This is a genomic window from Pararhizobium antarcticum (assembly GCF_001885585.1).
Taxonomy (GTDB): domain Bacteria; phylum Pseudomonadota; class Alphaproteobacteria; order Rhizobiales; family Rhizobiaceae; genus Pararhizobium; species Pararhizobium antarcticum.
The window spans coordinates 40,103-58,005 of record NZ_LSRP01000013.1 but is presented as its reverse complement, the minus strand read 5'-3'; the positions used below and the strand labels follow the sequence as shown (position 1 = coordinate 58,005).

Annotated in this window: 21 protein-coding genes; 15 read left to right on the top strand and 6 right to left on the bottom strand. The window is 61.5% G+C overall.

Annotation, left to right across the window (positions count from 1 at the left end; genetic code table 11):
* Positions 1 to 7: 7 nt before the first annotated feature.
* The 3 genes from AX760_RS02375 (at position 8) to AX760_RS02365 (ending at position 2,538) form a co-directional block, all read left to right on the top strand.
* Positions 8 to 889, top strand: coding sequence for a 23S rRNA (adenine(2030)-N(6))-methyltransferase RlmJ (locus AX760_RS02375; protein ID WP_071831233.1), 882 nt, complete (start codon positions 8 to 10; stop codon positions 887 to 889).
* A gap of 234 nt (positions 890 to 1,123) precedes the next feature.
* A complete protein-coding gene (locus tag AX760_RS02370; protein WP_245294915.1) occupies positions 1,124 to 1,894 on the top strand; it encodes a ribonuclease T2 family protein in 771 nt (256 codons plus the stop codon).
* A 41-nt stretch (positions 1,895 to 1,935) separates the two neighbouring features.
* Positions 1,936 to 2,538 (top strand): glutathione S-transferase, encoded by a 603-nt coding sequence (locus tag AX760_RS02365; RefSeq protein WP_071831231.1) that lies wholly within the window; start codon positions 1,936 to 1,938, stop codon positions 2,536 to 2,538.
* Between the two features lie 82 nt (positions 2,539 to 2,620).
* On the opposite strand, the gene AX760_RS02360 is transcribed toward AX760_RS02365, so the two are convergent.
* On the bottom strand, positions 2,621 to 3,253 hold the full coding sequence (locus AX760_RS02360) for an outer membrane protein (RefSeq protein ID WP_071831230.1): 633 nt from the start codon (positions 3,251 to 3,253) through the stop codon (positions 2,621 to 2,623).
* Between the two features lie 366 nt (positions 3,254 to 3,619).
* On the opposite strand from AX760_RS02360, the gene AX760_RS02355 reads away from it, so the two are divergent.
* The 5 genes from AX760_RS02355 to AX760_RS02335 all read left to right on the top strand — a co-directional run bounded on the left by AX760_RS02355 (position 3,620) and on the right by AX760_RS02335 (position 7,868).
* Positions 3,620 to 4,384, top strand: coding sequence for an SDR family oxidoreductase (locus AX760_RS02355; RefSeq protein ID WP_071831229.1), 765 nt, complete (start codon positions 3,620 to 3,622; stop codon positions 4,382 to 4,384).
* A complete protein-coding gene (gene uvrC, locus AX760_RS02350; RefSeq protein ID WP_071831228.1) occupies positions 4,381 to 6,414 on the top strand; it encodes an excinuclease ABC subunit UvrC in 2,034 nt (677 codons plus the stop codon). The genes AX760_RS02355 and uvrC overlap by 4 nt, the downstream gene beginning before the upstream one ends.
* 133 nt (positions 6,415 to 6,547) lie before the next feature.
* Positions 6,548 to 7,132 (top strand): CDP-diacylglycerol--glycerol-3-phosphate 3-phosphatidyltransferase, encoded by a 585-nt coding sequence (gene pgsA, locus AX760_RS02345; protein WP_071831227.1) that lies wholly within the window; start codon positions 6,548 to 6,550, stop codon positions 7,130 to 7,132.
* Positions 7,132 to 7,392, top strand: a complete 261-nt coding sequence (moaD, locus tag AX760_RS02340) for a molybdopterin converting factor subunit 1 (protein WP_071831226.1) — start codon at positions 7,132 to 7,134, stop codon at positions 7,390 to 7,392. Before pgsA ends, moaD begins: the two co-directional genes overlap by 1 nt.
* 5 nt (positions 7,393 to 7,397) lie before the next feature.
* A complete protein-coding gene (locus AX760_RS02335; RefSeq protein ID WP_071831225.1) occupies positions 7,398 to 7,868 on the top strand; it encodes a molybdenum cofactor biosynthesis protein MoaE in 471 nt (156 codons plus the stop codon).
* A gap of 255 nt (positions 7,869 to 8,123) precedes the next feature.
* Here AX760_RS02335 and ndk read toward each other — a convergent pair whose 3' ends face one another.
* Positions 8,124 to 8,546 carry a nucleoside-diphosphate kinase gene (gene ndk, locus AX760_RS02330; RefSeq protein ID WP_071831224.1) on the bottom strand — a complete coding sequence of 141 codons (423 nt, stop codon included), beginning with the start codon at positions 8,544 to 8,546 and terminating at the stop codon, positions 8,124 to 8,126.
* 105 nt (positions 8,547 to 8,651) lie between these two features.
* On the bottom strand, positions 8,652 to 9,341 hold the full coding sequence (locus AX760_RS02325) for a glutathione S-transferase family protein (protein ID WP_071831223.1): 690 nt from the start codon (positions 9,339 to 9,341) through the stop codon (positions 8,652 to 8,654).
* A gap of 137 nt (positions 9,342 to 9,478) precedes the next feature.
* Between AX760_RS02325 and AX760_RS02320 the strand changes: the two genes are divergently transcribed.
* Positions 9,479 to 9,994 carry a DinB family protein gene (locus AX760_RS02320; RefSeq protein WP_071831222.1) on the top strand — a complete coding sequence of 172 codons (516 nt, stop codon included), beginning with the start codon at positions 9,479 to 9,481 and terminating at the stop codon, positions 9,992 to 9,994.
* A 92-nt stretch (positions 9,995 to 10,086) separates the two neighbouring features.
* On the opposite strand, the gene AX760_RS26575 is transcribed toward AX760_RS02320, so the two are convergent.
* The gene (locus tag AX760_RS26575; RefSeq protein ID WP_139276120.1) at positions 10,087 to 10,293 is read right to left on the bottom strand and encodes a hypothetical protein; all 207 of its coding nucleotides are present in this window, start codon (positions 10,291 to 10,293) and stop codon (positions 10,087 to 10,089) included.
* Between the two features lie 375 nt (positions 10,294 to 10,668).
* On the opposite strand from AX760_RS26575, the gene AX760_RS02315 reads away from it, so the two are divergent.
* Complete coding sequence (locus tag AX760_RS02315) at positions 10,669 to 10,905, top strand: hypothetical protein (protein WP_071831221.1); 237 nt, start codon at positions 10,669 to 10,671, stop codon at positions 10,903 to 10,905.
* Between the two features lie 95 nt (positions 10,906 to 11,000).
* Here AX760_RS02315 and AX760_RS02310 read toward each other — a convergent pair whose 3' ends face one another.
* A complete protein-coding gene (locus AX760_RS02310; RefSeq protein ID WP_071831220.1) occupies positions 11,001 to 12,713 on the bottom strand; it encodes a dihydroxyacetone kinase family protein in 1,713 nt (570 codons plus the stop codon).
* A gap of 241 nt (positions 12,714 to 12,954) precedes the next feature.
* Between AX760_RS02310 and AX760_RS02305 the strand changes: the two genes are divergently transcribed.
* The 3 genes from AX760_RS02305 (at position 12,955) to AX760_RS02295 (ending at position 16,283) form a co-directional block, all read left to right on the top strand.
* Complete coding sequence (locus tag AX760_RS02305) at positions 12,955 to 14,040, top strand: GGDEF domain-containing protein (RefSeq protein ID WP_071831219.1); 1,086 nt, start codon at positions 12,955 to 12,957, stop codon at positions 14,038 to 14,040.
* 68 nt (positions 14,041 to 14,108) lie between these two features.
* Positions 14,109 to 15,992, top strand: a complete 1,884-nt coding sequence (locus AX760_RS02300) for an ABC-F family ATP-binding cassette domain-containing protein (RefSeq protein WP_071831218.1) — start codon at positions 14,109 to 14,111, stop codon at positions 15,990 to 15,992.
* Between the two features lie 72 nt (positions 15,993 to 16,064).
* Positions 16,065 to 16,283, top strand: coding sequence for a hypothetical protein (locus tag AX760_RS02295; protein ID WP_071831217.1), 219 nt, complete (start codon positions 16,065 to 16,067; stop codon positions 16,281 to 16,283).
* A gap of 15 nt (positions 16,284 to 16,298) precedes the next feature.
* Here the strand turns inward: AX760_RS02295 and AX760_RS02290 are convergent, their stop codons facing one another.
* Positions 16,299 to 17,144, bottom strand: a complete 846-nt coding sequence (locus AX760_RS02290) for a GNAT family N-acetyltransferase (protein WP_083531034.1) — start codon at positions 17,142 to 17,144, stop codon at positions 16,299 to 16,301.
* Between AX760_RS02290 and AX760_RS02285 the strand changes: the two genes are divergently transcribed.
* Both AX760_RS02285 and AX760_RS02280 read left to right on the top strand, forming a co-directional pair.
* Positions 17,143 to 17,466: a type II toxin-antitoxin system VapB family antitoxin gene (locus tag AX760_RS02285; RefSeq protein ID WP_245294914.1), complete on the top strand. Its 324-nt coding sequence runs from the start codon at positions 17,143 to 17,145 to the stop codon at positions 17,464 to 17,466. The two genes, AX760_RS02290 and AX760_RS02285, sit on opposite strands and share 2 nt — an antisense overlap.
* Complete coding sequence (locus AX760_RS02280) at positions 17,466 to 17,858, top strand: type II toxin-antitoxin system VapC family toxin (protein ID WP_071831215.1); 393 nt, start codon at positions 17,466 to 17,468, stop codon at positions 17,856 to 17,858. The genes AX760_RS02285 and AX760_RS02280 overlap by 1 nt, the downstream gene beginning before the upstream one ends.
* Positions 17,859 to 17,903: the final 45 nt, after the last annotated feature.

Below are 17,903 nucleotides of genomic sequence, written 5' to 3'. Positions count from 1 at the left end.
AACAATCATGAATTATCGTCACGCCTATCATGCCGGCAATTTTGCCGATGTCCTGAAACATGCCGTTCTCGCGCGTCTGATCACCTATCTGAAACAGAAGGACAAGGCCTTCCGGGTGCTCGACACCCATGCCGGCATCGGGCTCTACGACCTTTCCGGCGAAGAGGCGCAGAAGACCGGCGAATGGCGCGACGGCATCGGCAAGCTTCTGGCCGAGCCGCTGCCGCCCAAGGTTGCGGCGGTGCTGGAGCCTTACCTGCAGGCGGTGCGCGACCTCAATCCGGATGCGGACGGTGCAATCACGCTCTATCCGGGCTCACCGAAGCTGACGCGAATGCTGATGCGGCCGCAGGACCGGCTGTCCGCCATGGAACTGCATCCCGACGACTATGAGACGCTGCACCGGCTGTTTGACGGCGACTATCAGAGCCGGATCACCGAACTTGATGGCTGGCTGGCACTCGGAGCGCATCTGCCGCCCAAGGAAAAGCGCGGCCTCGTGCTGGTCGACCCGCCATTCGAGATCGATGGTGAATTCGAACGCCTGGCCGATGGCTTGGGCAAAGCCTACAGGCGTTTTTCCGGCGGCACCTTCTGCCTCTGGTATCCGCTGAAACAGGGTGCACCGATCGCCGACTTCCACGCAGCGCTGCAGGCGCTGGAGATCCCGAAAATGCTCTGCGCCGAACTGTCTGTGCGCAGCGATCGCGACACGACCGGGCTTTCCGGTTCCGGCCTGATCATCGTCAATCCGCCGTTCACGCTGAAGAGCGAACTCGACACCATCCTGCCCTTCCTGAAGGACCGGCTGAAAATCGATCGCCATGCCTCGTCCCGGACCTTCTGGCTGCGCGGCGAAGAAACCATCGATCATCCCGACTGGGAATAAGCGGTCAAGCGGCCCCTCGCCCGTGCAACCCTTGACCGAGCGCATCCTGACCGAGCGACCCTTGACGTTGGACGGACAACCGACGCACTCTCGGCTGCTGCATCAGGAGAACATCATGCCTCGCCCGCTTGCGCCCACAACGCTTCCGCCCTCCGGTGATATACTGCCATCCGTCGCATTTGCCGGCGCGTCGCCCTGGTGAGACGCTTGCTTCCCGTGACCCGCACAAAAGCCTTGAGGTTTTTTTCCGCCGGCCTGCTTCTGGCGGCTGCAGCCGCCTTGGCGGCCTGCGACAACGGCGAACAGGCAAAGGCCCCGGACCAGGCAAGGCCACATCAGACGAAGGCGACGACCGAACAGACACAGCGGGAACAGATCCAGACGCACAAGCCGGTGCCGTCATCCATTCCGGCCACAAACGATGTGCCACTGGGAACGGGCTTCGACTATTATGTGCTCTCCCTGTCCTGGTCGCCGACCTGGTGCGCCGGAAATGATGCGGCGGGACGGACGGAACAATGTGCTGCCGATGCCAGCAACGGCTTCATCGTCCATGGTCTGTGGCCGCAGAATGAGAAGGGCTTTCCCGAATACTGCCAGACGCGCGAGCCCGACCGTGTTCCGGAACGGCTGGGGCGCAGCCTTTTCGACATGATGCCGTCCATGGGTCTGATCGGCCATCAGTGGCGCAAGCATGGCAGCTGCTCGGGGCTCCGGCAGGCGGCGTATTTTGCCGTTGTCCGTGCTGCGAGGCAAAAGCTGAAAATCCCGCCGGCGCTTCAAACCGTCGACAGGCCGCGACAGGCGGAGACCGGCGCGATCGAGATGGCCTTCATTGCCGCCAATCCCGGCCTGCGGGCAAATGCCATCGCCGTTACCTGCGAGGGCCAGTATCTCGAGGAAGTCCGGATCTGCTACAACAAGGACCTGAGCTTCCGCCCCTGCCCTGAAGTCGATGCACGCAGTTGCCGCCGGAAAAGCGTTACCGTACCGCCGGCACCCTGAGTGCCGATCTCGACACGACCGCAAGACAAGAAAGACCCGTGATGAAAATCCTGTATTCGCCCGCCTCGCCCTACTCGAACAAAGTCCGCATGGCTGCACACTATGCGGGACTGTCCGCCGAGAGCGTCCTCACCGATACCAACGCCAATCCGCCCTCGCTGATCGACAGCAATCCCCTCGGCAAGATCCCGACGCTGATCACCGAGGATGGCCGGTCGATCTATGACAGCCGCGCCATCCTGCATTTCGTCGACCGCGAGAGCAAGGGCAAGCTTTACCCGCGCAATCCGGCCAAGCGCACGGATGTGGAGGTTCTGGAAGCGCTCTGCGACGGCATCTGCGACAGCATCTGCGACAGCCTTCTCGCCATCGTCTACGAAAAGCGCTTCCATCCGCCGGAAAAGGTGCACCAGCCCTGGATCGACAGGCACTGGGAAAAGGCCGAGCGCGGCCTCGACTATCTGAACGCAAACCTGCCAAAGACTGCAGCCAAGCTGCATGCCGGCCATTTCGCGCTGGCGGCCATGCTGACCTATCTGGAACTGCGCTTCACCGGCGAATGGCAGAAGGGCCGGCCAAAGCTCAAGAACTGGCCGCAGAAATTCCAGAAAGCCTTTCCTGACCACACGCAATTCCGGACCTGACCGGACCGGACCGGATTTTCGTGCAGACAGCAAAAAGGCCGGATCGCTCCGGCCTTTTCACCTTCATCGACACTGCCGATGATTAGAACTTGACGCCCATACCGACGCGAACGCTGTGTTCGTCGAAGCCCGACGAAACCGTGCCGCCGCCGACATTGAAGTTCTTCGAGTTGTAGTCGGTGTAGCGATACTCGACACGCGCGGTGATGTTGTCGGTTACCAGAGCTTCCGCACCGGCACCGGCTGTCCAGCCGAGCAGGGTGTTCTTGTCGGATACGCCAGCCTGACGTGCCTTGACGTTGGAGGCAGCAACACCGGCCGTACCATAAAGCAGGACAGGGTTGAGGTCATAACCGACGCGGCCACGGATCGAGCCGTTGACGCCCTGCGACAGCGCGAGGCCGTTGCGGCTGACATCGGTATCGCCATAGTTCACGTCAGCTTCGGCACCGTATACGATCGGGCCGTTCTGCATGTTGTAACCACCATAGAGACCACCGCCGAAGCCGGCAGCCGTGCGGTCGCCGGTGAACTTGCCATGGGCCCAGTTGGCCGTGCCGCCGACATAGGCGCCGGACCAGTCCTTGGCAGCCGGTTCGCTGTATTCGGCAGCCGGAGCAGCCGGTACTTCGTCGATGGCGTCAGCAGCCTGAACGGCCGAAAAAGCGATGAGCGATACGGCAGAAGCCATGAGAGTGGTGATAATGGTACGCATACTATTCTCCTTATCAAACCGATGCGCCTGGCCCTCGTGACCGGAAATGGTGCATCGGACAAATTCTAGTTAACCCGCCCGGTTGAGGTGAAATTGGTCGTCAATTGCGGATTCACAAGAGCCAAATTGTGAAATTTTAGTGGCAACGACATGGCTGAAATGCGATGTTGCTTTAGGGTCACAGGCATTTCGTTAACTATAAAACAGGATTAGCCAAAACTATACTAAAAGGCGCCAAAACAATTCAATTCCGGCCTTTCTCGTTAAATTTTCCGAAAGGAATTGGCTGGGTCGGTTTCGCATTGCACATCCGGCCCTGTATTCTTCGCGTAGAAGAGGGCTCATCGAACAGCATGGAAGAATCGCTTGAAGACGCAGTTGAAAACAGCCCTTGTGACCGGCGGCGCGATCCGCATCGGCAAGGCGATCGTCGAGGATCTGGCGGCCAACGGCTTCACCGTCGCAATCCACGCCAACACTTCCGTGGAGGCCGCGGAAACGCTGGCACGGGATATTGTCGCGCGCGGTGGCCGGGCAGCCGTGGTGCAGGCGGATCTGGCGGACACAACAGCCGTTTCCGGGCTGATGGCCAAGGTCAACGCCGCCATCGGACCCATCGGGCTTCTGGTGAACAATGCCTCGCTGTTCAAGAAAGACAGTCTCGACCAGTTCGACAACGCAATCTGGGACCAGCATTTCGCGCTGCACGTCAAGGCGCCCTCGATGCTGGCCGGCGATTTTGCCCGGCAATTGCCAGAGGTCAATGCTGGCCTGATCGTCAATCTCATCGATCAGAGGGTCTGGGCTCCCAATCCGCGTTTCTATTCCTATATGTTGTCGAAGGCAGCGCTGTGGACGGCCACGCAGACCATGGCGCAGGCGCTGGCGCCTGATATCCGGGTGAACGGCATTGGCCCCGGGCCGACGGTCCCGAACGAGCGCCAGAACATCGCCGATTTTCGCAAGCAGGTGGATGCTCTGATCCTGAGGGCGGGGCCGGAACTTGGGGAATTCGGCCGGACCATCCGGTTTCTGTTCGACACGCCCTCGATTACCGGGCAAATGATCGCCCTGGACGGCGGCCAGCATCTGGCGTGGGAGACGCCGGATATTTTGGAGATTGTGGAATGAATGGGCGTTCGCCCCAGGACGGTGGCGTTCTCTACGACGAGACCGATGCCGAGATCGACGACGATGACGACCTGCTAGGCGAGGCGGAGACGCTGGCTGTTCCCGGCGTCGTTCTCGACTGGGCCGAGACCGGCGCCATTCCCGATGGCCTGCGCGGTGCGGAGCTGATCCAGGCCTATGTCAAGCTTTTGCCCAACAGTCCCGGCGTCTACCGCATGTTCAACGAGGCCGGCGACGTCTTGTATGTCGGCAAGGCGCGCAGCCTGAAGAAGCGCGTCAGCAATTATGCGCAGGGCCGCGTCCATTCCAACCGGTTGACCAAGATGGTGCGGGAAACCGCCCATATGGAATTCGTGACGACGCGCACCGAGATCGAGGCGCTGCTTCTCGAGGCCAACCTGATCAAACGCCTGCGGCCACGCTTCAACGTGCTGCTGCGCGACGACAAGTCGTTTCCCTATATTTTGGTTACCGGCGACAGTCGGGCACCGGCGCTCTACAAGCATCGCGGCGCGCGCAGCCGCAAGGGCAGCTATTTCGGCCCCTTCGCCTCGGCCGGAGCGGTCGGGCGAACGATCAACTCGCTGCAGCGCGCCTTCCTTCTGCGCACCTGCACCGACAGCGTCTTTGAAAGCCGCACCCGTCCCTGCCTTCTGCACCAGATCAAGCGTTGCGCCGCCCCCTGCACGCACGAGATCAGCGATGCTGACTATTCAGACCTGGTCCGTGAGGCCAATGACTTCCTGTCGGGCAAGAGCCAGGCGGTGAAGGCAACGATCGCGTCCGCCATGAGCGAAGCCTCCGAGACCCTCGATTTCGAGCGGGCCGCACTTTACCGCGACCGGCTGGCGGCGCTGTCGCACGTCCAGAGCCACCAGGGCATCAATCCTTCCGGCGTCGAGGAAGCCGATGTCTTTGCCATTCACCACGAGGGCGGCATTTCCTGCATTCAGGTGTTCTTTTTTCGCACCGGCCAGAACTGGGGCAATCGCGCCTATTTCCCGAAGGCCGATCCGGCGATGCCGCCTGCCGAGGTGCTGGCCGCCTTCCTTGCGCAATTCTATGACGACAAGCCCTGCCCCCGGCAGATCCTGCTCTGCGAGACGGTCGAGGAGCAAGAGCTTCTCGGCGCGGCGCTCAGCGAAAAATCCGGCTACAAGGTTTCGATCCTCGTGCCGCAGAGGGGGGAGAAGAAGGACCTCGTCGACCATGCCGTCGGCAATGCCCGCGAGGCCCATGGCCGCAAGCTGGCCGAGACCGCCTCGCAATCGCGGCTGCTGGACGGCTTTGCCGAAACCTTCAAGCTCGCCGCCGTGCCACGCCGCATCGAGATCTACGACAACTCCCACATCATGGGCACCAATGCCGTCGGCGGCATGGTCGTTGCCGGCCCGGAAGGCTTCGTGAAGGGCCAGTATCGCAAGTTCAACATCAAATCGACGGAGATCACGCCCGGTGACGACTTCGGCATGATGAAGGAAGTCATGACGCGGCGTTTCTCGCGTCTGCTAAAGGAAGAAGGCAAGCCGGACAGGACGGCGGCACCGCTCGAGGACGCGCCCTTCCCGGCCTGGCCGGATGTCATCCTGATCGACGGCGGCCAGGGCCAGATGAGCGCGGTGCGCGGCATCCTGAAGGAACTCGACATCGAGGACTGCGTCACCGCGATCGGCGTTGCCAAGGGTGTCGACCGCGAGGCCGGCCGCGAACGCTTCTTCCCGCCCGGCAGCCCCGGTTTCACCCTGCCGCCGCGCGACCCCGTGCTCTATTTCATCCAGCGCATGCGCGACGAAGCGCACCGTTTTGCCATCGGCTCCCATCGCGCCCGGCGCAAGAAGGAAATGGTCAAGAACCCGCTGGACGAGATCGCCGGGATCGGGCCGACGCGCAAGCGCGCGCTGCTGCATCACTTCGGCACGGCCAAAGCCGTTTCACGGGCGGCCTTCAGCGATCTGATGGCCGTTGGCGGCATTTCGGAAGCCGTTGCCAAACTGGTCTACGACCATTTTCACGACGACAGCGCAAAGTGAAACCATTTGTGACGCGGTTCACCGTGGGTTCAGATGAATTCCGCCATAATTTCAGGTGATCCCTCAAAGACCGGTTGACCTTCCCGCCACAAAGTCTTTCATCTGTGCCCAAGAACATCGAGAATCCGAATCCATGGCCACGCCTACTGCCTATAACATCCCGAATTTGCTGACCTATGGTCGCATCCTGGCCATTCCGGTCATCGTTCTCTGCTTCTTCATCGAGGGCGAGCTGCAGAGTTCCGACTTCGCCCGCTGGACAGCGCTTGGGCTGTTTGTCATTGCGTCGATCACCGACTATCTCGATGGTTATCTGGCCCGCATCTGGAACCAGACGTCCAATATCGGCCGCATGCTCGACCCGATCGCCGACAAGCTGCTGATCGCCTCCGTGCTGCTCCTGGTCGCTGCCGACGGCACGATTGCCGGCTGGTCGCTCTGGGCTGCGATCATCATACTCTGCCGTGAAATCCTGGTTTCGGGCCTGCGTGAATATCTGGCGGCGCTGAAGGTCAGCGTGCCGGTGACGCAGATCGCCAAATGGAAGACGGCGGCCCAGATGTTTGCCATTGCCTTCCTGCTGGCTGGTCCGGCCGGCGACAAGATCATTCCCTACACGACCGAAACGGGCATCACCCTGCTCTGGGTCGCTGCAGTCCTGACCATCTATACCGGCTACGACTATTTCCGCGCCGGTCTCAAACACATGGTCGACTGATGGCCAGTGTCGATCTCGTCTATTTCGCCTGGGTTCGCGAACGCATCGGCAGGGGCGAAGAGACGCTCGAGCTGCCCGACAGCGTGGTGACGGCCGGCGATTTGCTCAAGCATTTGAAGACGCTTGGTGAAGAATACGAGACGGCGCTGGAACATGAAAACGTCATCCGCGTCGCCTTCAACCAGGAGCATGTCGACCACCGTGAGCCGATCGCCGGCGTGCGCGAGATTGCCTTGTTTCCACCGATGACCGGCGGCTGAGCCCCGTGGCCGACAGTCCGGTTCGCGTCCGCGTCCAACGGGACGATTTCGACCTGGCGGCAGAAGTCGCCGCGATCTCCGCCGGCCGTCGCGACATCGGCGCCGTCGTGACGTTTTCCGGCCTCTGCCGCGACGAAGGCGGGACTTTGGGCGCGCTTGAACTCGAGCACTACCCCGGCATGGCGCAGGCCGAACTCACCCGCATCTGTCAGGAGGCCATAGCACGCTTTTCGCTGCAGGCGGCAACGGCGATCCACCGGTACGGCAAGATTGCGCCCGGCGAAAACATCGTGCTGGTCATCACCGCCTCGTCGCACCGGCAGGCGGCCTTCGACGGCGCCAATTTCATCATGGATTTCCTGAAGACCGCAGCGCCCTTCTGGAAGAAGGAACATGGCGCGGACGGCAGCGCCGGTGGTTGGGTCAGCGCCAAGGATGCCGACGACAGCGCGCGCGACCGCTGGACGAAGTCCTGACCAGGCCTGGAACCACTCCCGCCAGAGCATCGCGCCTTCGGCACGCGCCAGCGTTTCACCAAGCCCAACCTGTTGCATCGGGCCGAGGCCCTGCTTGGTCCGGCCAGCCTGCGTCCAGACGCGACACACGACTTTGACATGCCTGAAAAACCGGGAAACTGAAAAACCGGGAAACTAAAAAGGCCGGAGCATTTCTGCTGCGGCCTTTTCAACGAGTCATTTCAGCATCCTGAAGGAAAACCCTCAGATGTTGATTCAGCCGACGATTTCGGTGCCGGAGAACCAGTAGGCGATTTCGATCGCTGCGGTTTCCGGGGCGTCGGAACCGTGCACCGAATTTTCGCCGATCGACAGAGCATGCGTCTTGCGGATCGTGCCTTCGTCGGCGTTTGCCGGGTTGGTCGCGCCCATGATTTCGCGGTTCTTCAGGATGGCGCCTTCGCCTTCGAGAACCTGGACGATGGTCGGGCCCGACGTCATGGATTCAACCAGTTCGCCGAAGAAAGGGCGTTCCTTGTGCACGGCGTAGAAGCCTTCGGCTTCGCGTGTGCTCATCCAGACGCGCTTCGATGCGACGACACGCAGACCGGAATCTTCGAGCATCTTGGTGATGGCGCCCGTGAGATTGCGCTTGGTTGCGTCCGGCTTGATCATCGAAAAGGTGCGTTCAATCGCCATTGTCTCAATTCCTTTGGTTTGTCCGTGAATTTGGCGGTTCAATAGCCGCCAATCCCGCGCAAAACAAGAGGTAGACAGGGCATTTCGGTTTGACGGCGCGAAGTTTCACGCCGCCGTCACGGAACGCCCGACGCCGCCATGGAGATCAAGGCAACGCTCGAACCAGTCCTTGACCGGGTCTCCATCGCGCAGGATCACCTTTTGCGAAACAATGCGTGCCCATTGCAGGGCGCCAAAGACGATGTAATCGGCAAAGGACGGCCCGGCGCCGCCGAAATAGGCCTGCTTGCCCAAAAGGGCGCGCAGCGGCTCGAGCTTGGCTGCAAATGTCTCGATCTCGCCGACACCGGCCTCGACGACGGCCTCCAGGCTCTTGCCGAAGCGCGGCTCGCGGGAGGCGCGGAAATAGGCGCGATCTTCCGGGCCGAGGCAATCATGGATATCAAGGACAACAAAACGAACCAGCGCCGTGTGCACCACCGTCTGCGCCCAGCTTTCGACGAATCGTGCAAGCGCCTTGCCGCCCTCGCCGCCAAACAGCGACGGGCGATCGGGATAGGTCTCGTCGAGATAGAGTGCGATGGCAAAACTGTCAGAGACCAGCCGGTCGCCGTCGCGCAACAGCGGCACCGTCTTCGTCGCGCCGTTCTCGATCGCCGGTATTTCGGTAAAGGCGACCGGCACGGTCTCATAGGCAAGCCCCTTGTGCGCCAGCGACAGCGCCACCTTCCAGACATGCGGGCTGAAAGGACGGGCGCGATCGGCGCCGGCGAGGGCGTAGAGAATGCGGGTCATGATGGCTCCATGGGTAGACGAGATGGCCCCATGGGAAGGCAGCGCGCGACAAAAATCAAATCAGGAAATTTCATCGATGCCATCACCCCGCACCATGCAAAGTCGCGCTAGGATGCCCACAAACACAGGAGAGCCGGATGATCGACCATTTCCGCATGTTTGCAAACTACAACGGCTGGGCGAACGGCCTCGTCTATACGGCCGCGGCGGGACTGACGGACGGAGAATTCCGGGAGGCCAAGGGCGCCTTCTTCGGCTCGCTGCACGCCACCCTCAACCATATCCTCTGCGCCGACCGCATCTGGCTGAAACGCTTCACCGGCGCCGGCGCGGCACCCGGCGCGCTCGACACGATCCTGTTTGAAGATCTTGCCGCCCTCACCGCGGCGCGAAAAGCAGAGGATGCACGGATCAAGGCCTTCATCGACGGCCTGACGCCGGAGCGGCTTTCGGGATCCTTCACCTATACCCCGATCACCAGCCCCGTCGAAACCACCCAGAAACTCAGCCCCAGCCTCGCCCACCTCTTCAACCACCAGACCCACCATCGCGGCCAGTGCCACATGACGCTGACGGCGCTGGGGAAACCGAGCCTTGCGCTGGACATGGTGTATTTTCTGCGGGCGGCGGAGGGGCGGGGTTATGCGGGGTGATGGTGGTAAATGTGGCCCAAATAATCGGCGTAGCACACAGTGCCCAGCGATCTGCCAAGCACGCTGGAAACATTTACCCCATCCCTAGCCCGTCAATTTTGACCGGTGGAACTCTCTATTGAGGTCGTAATTTCATTGGAAGTTGAGTACCACCGCAGAATTTGCACTGGCCCAACAGCCATAGCAGATGCCACCAGAATCACAGAAAAGATCAACAGAGCAATTACAGCAAATCGTCCTACAGCCGATGCTTTGAGCCAGCCAAGTTCAAATGTAAGAGAATCTTTAGGTTCTTCCATGGCGCACCTTTGCATAAAAAACAATTGGTGCTGCTCCTGCTCCGCATATCGCTCTACAAAATTTATTTTGCAAGGAATTAACGGGATGGATGCGTCCTAATTCGCATATTTTGAGACTTATACACAGGCTTATTTTCTAACTAATTGATATTTAATAATAATTCTTGACGGCAGTTTCCTGTATATTTTGCCTACAAAACCGAATGTCAGCACTAAGCTACTTCATTGTCTACATCTGCCGTTAGCGCGCTACGTTGAGTCGAAGGGCATCATCATCAGAAGGTTAATCCCAAAACATCCCCGCCATTGCAAAACGCCGCTATCTAGTTTGGCCCCGTGCTGATAGCACAGCGGAAACCGCACCGGAGAGCCGTCATGACCCCTGCCGAAAAACACCAGATCATCGTCAACGCTTTCCACAACAACCGCTACGGCGTGTCGCCGACGGCCACGCGCGGTGCCGTCGAGAGCTTTTCGCGCAAGCAGGGTCTTGAGGGCAAAGAATATACCGAAGCGCTCGAATCCGCGATGGCGGCCGGACTGGTCGCGCAGATGGCCGATTCCGGCCTGACGATCCGCAATGCCGGCCGAAACATGCTGCCGAAGCGCTGATTTTTCGGGCACGCCCTCAACTCGAGGCATTCTGGACATTACAGGAGAGACCGGCTTTTCAGCCGGCTTCAACGCGCTTGTTGCCCAAGCCTGCTCTACCGGCGCGTGGCGAAAACTTTAGCGACGACGGCGGCGACCATGGCCAGCGATACGGCGCCTGGATCGGGATGGCCGAGGCTCTTTTCGGCAAGCGGACGGGCGCGGCCGAGTTTCGGTGTCAGCGCCGCGGTTGCCTCTGCCGCCGTTCTGGCTGCCTCCGCCGCGGCCGACCAGGCGTCCGGCAAGGGTGTTCCGACTGAAAATTCCCGTTCCAGCGTCTCGACAAACGGAACCAGTGCATCGACCAGCGTCTTGTCGCCGGGGCGGGCACGGCCAAGACGGGTGACGCCGTCGAGCGCCAGACGCGCGCCGGCAACGATTGCCGCATCCGCCATTGCCGTCTCGTCGTCGAACGCCTTGCTCCAGCAGCGCAGCAGCAGCCCCCAGATGGCGCCGGATGTGCCGCCGGCGCGGTCGGCCCAGGCATCACCGGCCGCGGCCAGCAGACTTGCGGCACCGGCGCCCATCTCGAGCGCCGCGTCGGCGGCCTGCCAGGCTGCCTGCGACCCACGACGCATGCCCTGCCCGTGATCGCCATCGCCAGCGTGGGAATCCAGCCGCCCAAGTTGGTCCTCCACCTCCGCCAGCTTCGCCGCGATGGCCCCGACAAGGTCGGCAAGGCAGGCAGCCGCCGCTTTCGAGACGTCCGATGCCGGACCGAAGCTTGGCGCGCCGTCCTCGTTGACGATCATGTCGGTGGCCGGTTCGGTGGCGATTGGCAGGCCGCGGCGCAGCACCGGCGTGTCGCAGGCCGCCGACCAGTGGGTTTCGAGTTCGGCGTCGAGCCAGACCAACGTCAGCGAGCAGCCCCGCATGTCGAGGCTGGTGACGTATTCGCCGCATTCGGGATCGACGATCGTCAGGCCGCTCGCCTCCAGCCTCTGGGAGACCTGCGTCCAGAGCACAAACAGCTCCTCGTATTTTGTTGCCCCCAGCCCGTTCAGAAGCGCGCCGACGCGGTTTGCACCTGCCGGCCGCTCGGCAAGCAGTTTTCCGACCAGAAGCGTCGCGAGATCGCTGGCCGGCACGGTGTCGTCCTCGCGAATGCCGGGCTCGCCGTGAATGCCAAGCCCTAGTGCCATCCTGCCCTTGGGAACCGTGAACAGCGGGCCGTCCGCGCCGGGCAGCGTGCAGCCGCCAAAGGCGACGCCGAAGGACACGGTGCGCGCATTGGCATGTCTTGCAATGCGCTCGACCGCGTCCAGCGACAGGCCGGCTTCGGCCGCCGCCCCGGCGATCTTGAAGACGACGAGGTCTCCGGCAATGCCCCGGCGCTGCGCTGACGCCTCCACAGGCGCGCTTGCGACATCGTCGGTCACCGGGACGATGCGCACGTCGATACCCTCGGCGCGCAGGCGCTCGGCGGCGACGCCGAAATTGAGCACGTCACCGGCGTAGTTGCCGAAGCCGAGCAGTATGCCGCCGCCCTGCTCGGCTTGCCGGCAGACGCGCGCGACCGATGCCGTCGAGGGTGAGGCAAAGACATCGCCGGCCACCGCCGCATCGGCAAGGCCGGCGCCGACATAGCCGGCAAAGGCCGGATAATGGCCGGAGCCGCCGCCGATCACCACCGCCACCTTGCCGGCAGGCACCTTGGTGGCCCGCACGACGCCGCCCCGGACAAGCCGGACATAACGCCGGTAGATCGCGCTGAAACCGGCCAGCGCCGTTGTCGCAAAATCGTCCGGTGCATCGAAAATCGTCGTCATCGGCGTCTGTCCTTCAGTGTCGGTCCTTGAGAGGCGAGTAGGATATGCAGCCGATCATCGCGATTTCCGGCGCCGATGCAAAGCCTGTCGCCACAACAATAAGCCCCGGTCCCGTCGTTTGCTGTGATGGAGAGCGGCGGCCTGTTTGAGACTATCTTAATGCAGGTGCGCTATAGGGGATCCTCGATGCGAGGCGCGAAAACAGGGCAGCCGGCGCGATAGTCACATGCGAGGGATTGCGATGGCAGTGCAGGCAGAGCGTGACGGCACTTCGGGCGCAGCGCAGAATGCCGCTTTGCTGCTGAAGGTCGCCCAGACCATGTCGAAGCTCGGCATCGCGCCGCTGCCGCGCAACTATGAACTGTTCTACGAGGCACTGTGCGGCCAGGCGCCGGCCCTTTCGCGGGACATATCCGCCCTTGTGCCAGGCGTTTCGCAGGCGCAACTCGACCAGATCGGCACGCGGCACGGTCTCGTCGGCCACAGCATGCTGGCCGCCGACAAGGCACGCACCGGTGCCGCCGAGACCATCGCCACTCTGTCGAAGTCGCTCCAGAAGCACATCACCAAGAAAGAGACCTTCGCTGCAAGCCTGCAGGCCTTCATCGCCCGGCTCGAATCCGACCCCGTTGTCGGCATGTCGGACTTTGCCGACGACGCCCATCGTTTCGGTCATGCGGCGGCGGCCCTCCTCAAGGAAGAGCGAGCCTTTGCCGGAGCGGTCGAGGAGATGGCCGGGCAGTTGCGCGACACGACGATTTCGCTCGACGCCAGCCGCAAGGCCCTGACCCGCGATCCTGTGACCGGACTGCCGAACAGGGCAGCGTTTTCCACGCGCCTCGCTTCGCTTTTCAGCGACGAAGTCGACGCAAGCCCGAGCGCGCTGATCCTTGTTTCCATCGACGGTCTCCTGGAACTGGGCGAAAACCATGGCCCCGGCGTCATCGATAAAGTGCTGAAGAAGCTCGCGCCGCTGTTCAAGAAATCGATCAAGAAGAATGATTTCGTCGGTCGCATCGCCAGTGACGAATTCGCCTTCCTGTTTGGCGATGTCAGCGCCGACAATGCAAGCGCCATCGCCGGGCGTTTTCAGGCCTCGGTTGCGGCCATCGAGATCGCCCTTCCGGGGCGCGCCTTCACGCGGCAGGCGGTGACGCTTTCGGCCGGCATCGCGATGAGCCAGAGTGCCACCGGTGCAGCCGACCTGTTCCAGCAGGCCGACCTTGCCCTGAAGACGGTCCGGGCGAATGGCGGTGCCGGTCTCCTGGTTTTTTCCTCCGCCATCGGCAGCCAATCCCGGAAAAGTCGCGGAAGCTTTGTGGCATAACGCTCCAGAGGCCAAACCAGCCTCCGCCGGCCCTTGCCTTATCCGCCGAGTTCGGCCAAAACCCCGGCATGATCACGCTCAATAATCTTTCGGCCCGCATCGTCGGGCGTCTCCTCATCGACCAGGCCAGCGTTGCACTCCCCGCTGGCATCAAGGCCGGGCTCGTCGGCAAGAACGGCGCCGGCAAGTCGACGCTGTTTAAAATCATCACCGGCGACATGGAGGCGGAGACCGGTTCGGTGTCCATTCCAAAGAATGCGCGCATCGGCCAGGTGGCCCAAGAAGCACCCGGCACCGAAGAACCGCTGATCGAGATCGTGCTCAAGGCCGACAAGGAGCGCGAGGCGCTTCTGGCGGAAGCCGAGACCGCCACCGACCCGCACCGGATCGGCGAAATCCACATGCGGCTGTCCGACATCCACGCCCATTCGGCCGAATCGCGCGCCGCGAGCATTCTGGCCGGCCTCGGTTTCGACGCTGAAGCGCAATTGCGTCCGGCCTCGAGCTTCTCCGGCGGCTGGCGCATGCGCGTTGCGCTCGCAGCCGTGCTGTTTTCCGAGCCCGATCTGCTGCTGCTCGACGAGCCCACCAACTATCTCGACCTTGAAGGCACGCTGTGGCTGGAAGACTATATCAGCAAGTATCCTCACACCGTCATCATCATCAGCCATGACCGCGACCTCTTGAACACCGCCGTCAACGCCATCGTCCATCTCGACCAGCAGAAACTGACCTTCTATCGCGGCTCCTACGACCAGTTCGAGCGCCAACGTGCCGAGGCCAACGAACTGCAGACCAAGGCGAAAGCCAAGAACGATGCGGCGCGCAAGCACCTGCAGGCGTTCATCGACCGCTTCAAGGCCAAGGCTTCCAAGGCCCGCCAGGCGCAGAGCCGCGTCAAGGCGCTGGAACGCATGGGAACCGTTTCCTCGGTCATCGAGGACCATGTCCAGGGCTTCAAGTTTCCCGATCCGGAAAAGGAAGCGGCGTCACCGATCATCTCGCTCGAAGGCGGCGCTGTCGGCTATACGCCCGGCAAGCCGATCCTGCAGCATATGTCGCTGCGCATCGATACCGACGACCGCATCGCGCTGCTTGGTTCGAACGGCAACGGCAAATCGACCTTCGCCAAGCTGATTTCCGGCCGCCTGCCGGCGACCGGCGGCTCTGTGCAGGTCGCTCCCGGCCTGAAGATCGGCTTCTTTGCCCAGCACCAGCTGGACGACCTGATCCCCGAACATGACGCCGTCGAGCATGTGCGCCAGCGCATGCCGGGTGCCACTGAAGGCAAAGTGCGCGCCCGCGTCGCCCAGATGGGACTGGCGACCGCCAAGATGAGCACGCCCGCCAAGGATCTCTCCGGTGGTGAAAAGGCGCGGCTGCTGATGGGGCTTGCCGCCTTCGATGCGCCGAACCTCTTGATCCTCGACGAACCGACCAACCATCTCGACATCGACAGCCGCAATGCGCTGATCCAGGCGCTGAACGAATATACCGGCGCCGTCATCCTGATTTCCCACGATCGCCACCTGATCGAGGCGACGGCCGATCGGCTCTGGCTGGTCAAGGACGGCACCGTCTCCAATTATGACGGCGACCTCGAGGACTATCGCGCGGTCATCGTCCAGAGTTCGCGCGGCAAGGGCGGGGCAAAGGCAACGCCGGAGGAAAAACGCAACAAGGCCGACCAGCGCAAGGCCAACGCCGAAAAGCGCGCCACCTTTGCGCCCCTGAAGAAAAAGATCAACGATGTCGAGCAACTGACGGGTAAACTTCAGAAACAGATTCAGGCGCTGGATCGGGATCTTGAAGACCAGGACATCTACGAGAAGTTCCCGGACAAGGCCGCAGCCAAGGTCAAGGAACGCGCCGAGGTCATGGGCAAGCTTGCCAAGGCCGAGGAACAGTGGATGGCGCTGTCGTCCGAATACGAAGAGGCGATGGCAAGCTAGGTTCAGCAATTGCTAAAACTCTAGCGACTGATTTAAGCCGGTCTTCAGAACCGGCTTCTATCGTCCTTATCCATGAAACACGAGCATCCGCCAGATACGAACCTCTACCGGTTCAGACAGGTGAAGTGGGGCAATCCGCGCCACAAGCTCAACGCGCTTCGCGACAAGGTGCCGGTCGCCGTCGACGACGATCCGCCGATTGGAAAGCTGTTCTGGGTGCTCGTCTCGCTCATCACCGTCGCTGCCTTTGCAGCCGTTCTGTTTTACGGTCTGCAAAGTCCGACCGTCTGAGCGGGCCGCACCTTCTCACCCCAGTTCGAAAGTCGTGATGCCGTAAATTTGCCCGAGCGGCAGGTCCGGCACCTGGCCGCGATACATGCGTGCCGTTTCGAAGACAGGTTTCAGATTGTAGCGATCGCAGAGCGCGCGGGCCGCCGCGTTCGGCTCGGGAATGTCGATATAGATCTGGCCGCCGCCAACGCTTGCCGCCAGCTTGCGAAAGATCAGGTCGGCAACGGTTTCCTGCTCTGCAAACAGCGGTCCGATCTTGAAACCGTCACTGCAGGTTCGGATGGTGCCATAACCGGCAATCGCGGCATTGCGGATCATGGCTATGCTCTGGCGACGCTCCAGCGGCTTCAGCCATTCGCGCAGGAAGGCTTCGCGCGGCGCTGGAAAAAACCTGCGGTCGTAATCGACGATCATCGGCACATGCACCGGCGATACCGAAACCAGTTCGGTCCCCGGCGGATCCTTGCAGTCGACGAGACCGCCATAGCGAAAATTCGCATGCGCATAGGAAAAATCCGCCTTCCGGTAGTTATCCTGCTGGGCGACCACGCCGTCGAGACCGATGATGCGGCCGGCACCCACTCTTCGGATCGCTTCGGTCCACAAAGCATAACCGACGCCCTGCCCGCGATAGTCCGGATGCGCCATGTAGAAGCCGAGGAAGGCATAGTCCTCGCCGTAACGGACGAGCGACAGCGCGGCGGCGGCAACGCCATCCTGCTCAGCGATCCAGAACCCTTCGGGATCCGCGGCCCAGAAGGCTGGTGCATCGTCTACACCCGGGTTCCATCCCTCGCGGGCGGCCCAGTCCAGGATCATGTCGAGATCGGCACGGGAAGCGTTTCGGATCGTCAGGGCCATGGCAGAAATTCCGTTCACTTTACAATCTTACGGCCTTATCTATAGTGGATATTCAATTGTTCAAACGGGATATTCCATGCCGCTCTATGTGCGTGATGAAAGCGTGAACGATCTGGCCGCCCAGGCGCAACGTGTGCTGAAAACGCGCACGAAGACGGAAGCGATCCGGATTGCGCTGGAGCGCGCCATCTCGACGGAGGAAAATCGCCCGCCGCTAATGGAGCGCCTCAAGAAGATTCAGGATCAAGCCGCAGCACTCGGTCCCGTTGATCCGGATTTCGATCAGAAAGCCTACCTCGACGAAATGTGGGGCAACAACTGATGTTCATCGACAGCTCGGCAGTTGTCGAATATCTGCTTCGTTTGCCGCAATCAGAAAAGGTCGCCGATCACCTGAGAAGCGCCGACACAGGCTTTGTCAGCGCACCCACGGTGATGTTCGAGGCTGTGAGCGTTCTCTCGTCACGACTGAACTGTACAGTTCCGGAAGCGCTCGCACTGGTGCAGTCCTTCTTCAGTGAACTGGACGCTGAGATCATGCCCATCACCCCCGATATCGGGCTTACCGCCATCGATGCCTTTGCGCGCTATGGCAAGGGGCAGCACCCGGCAAAGCTCAATTTCGGCGATTGTTTCACCTACGCGGCCTGCAAGGCGGCCAATGTGCCGCTGCTGTTTGTCGGCGATGAATTCTCGAAGACGGATTTGGGATGATTCGGCCTGATTTCCGGCTTGTATCGGGCAAACCGTCTGATACAA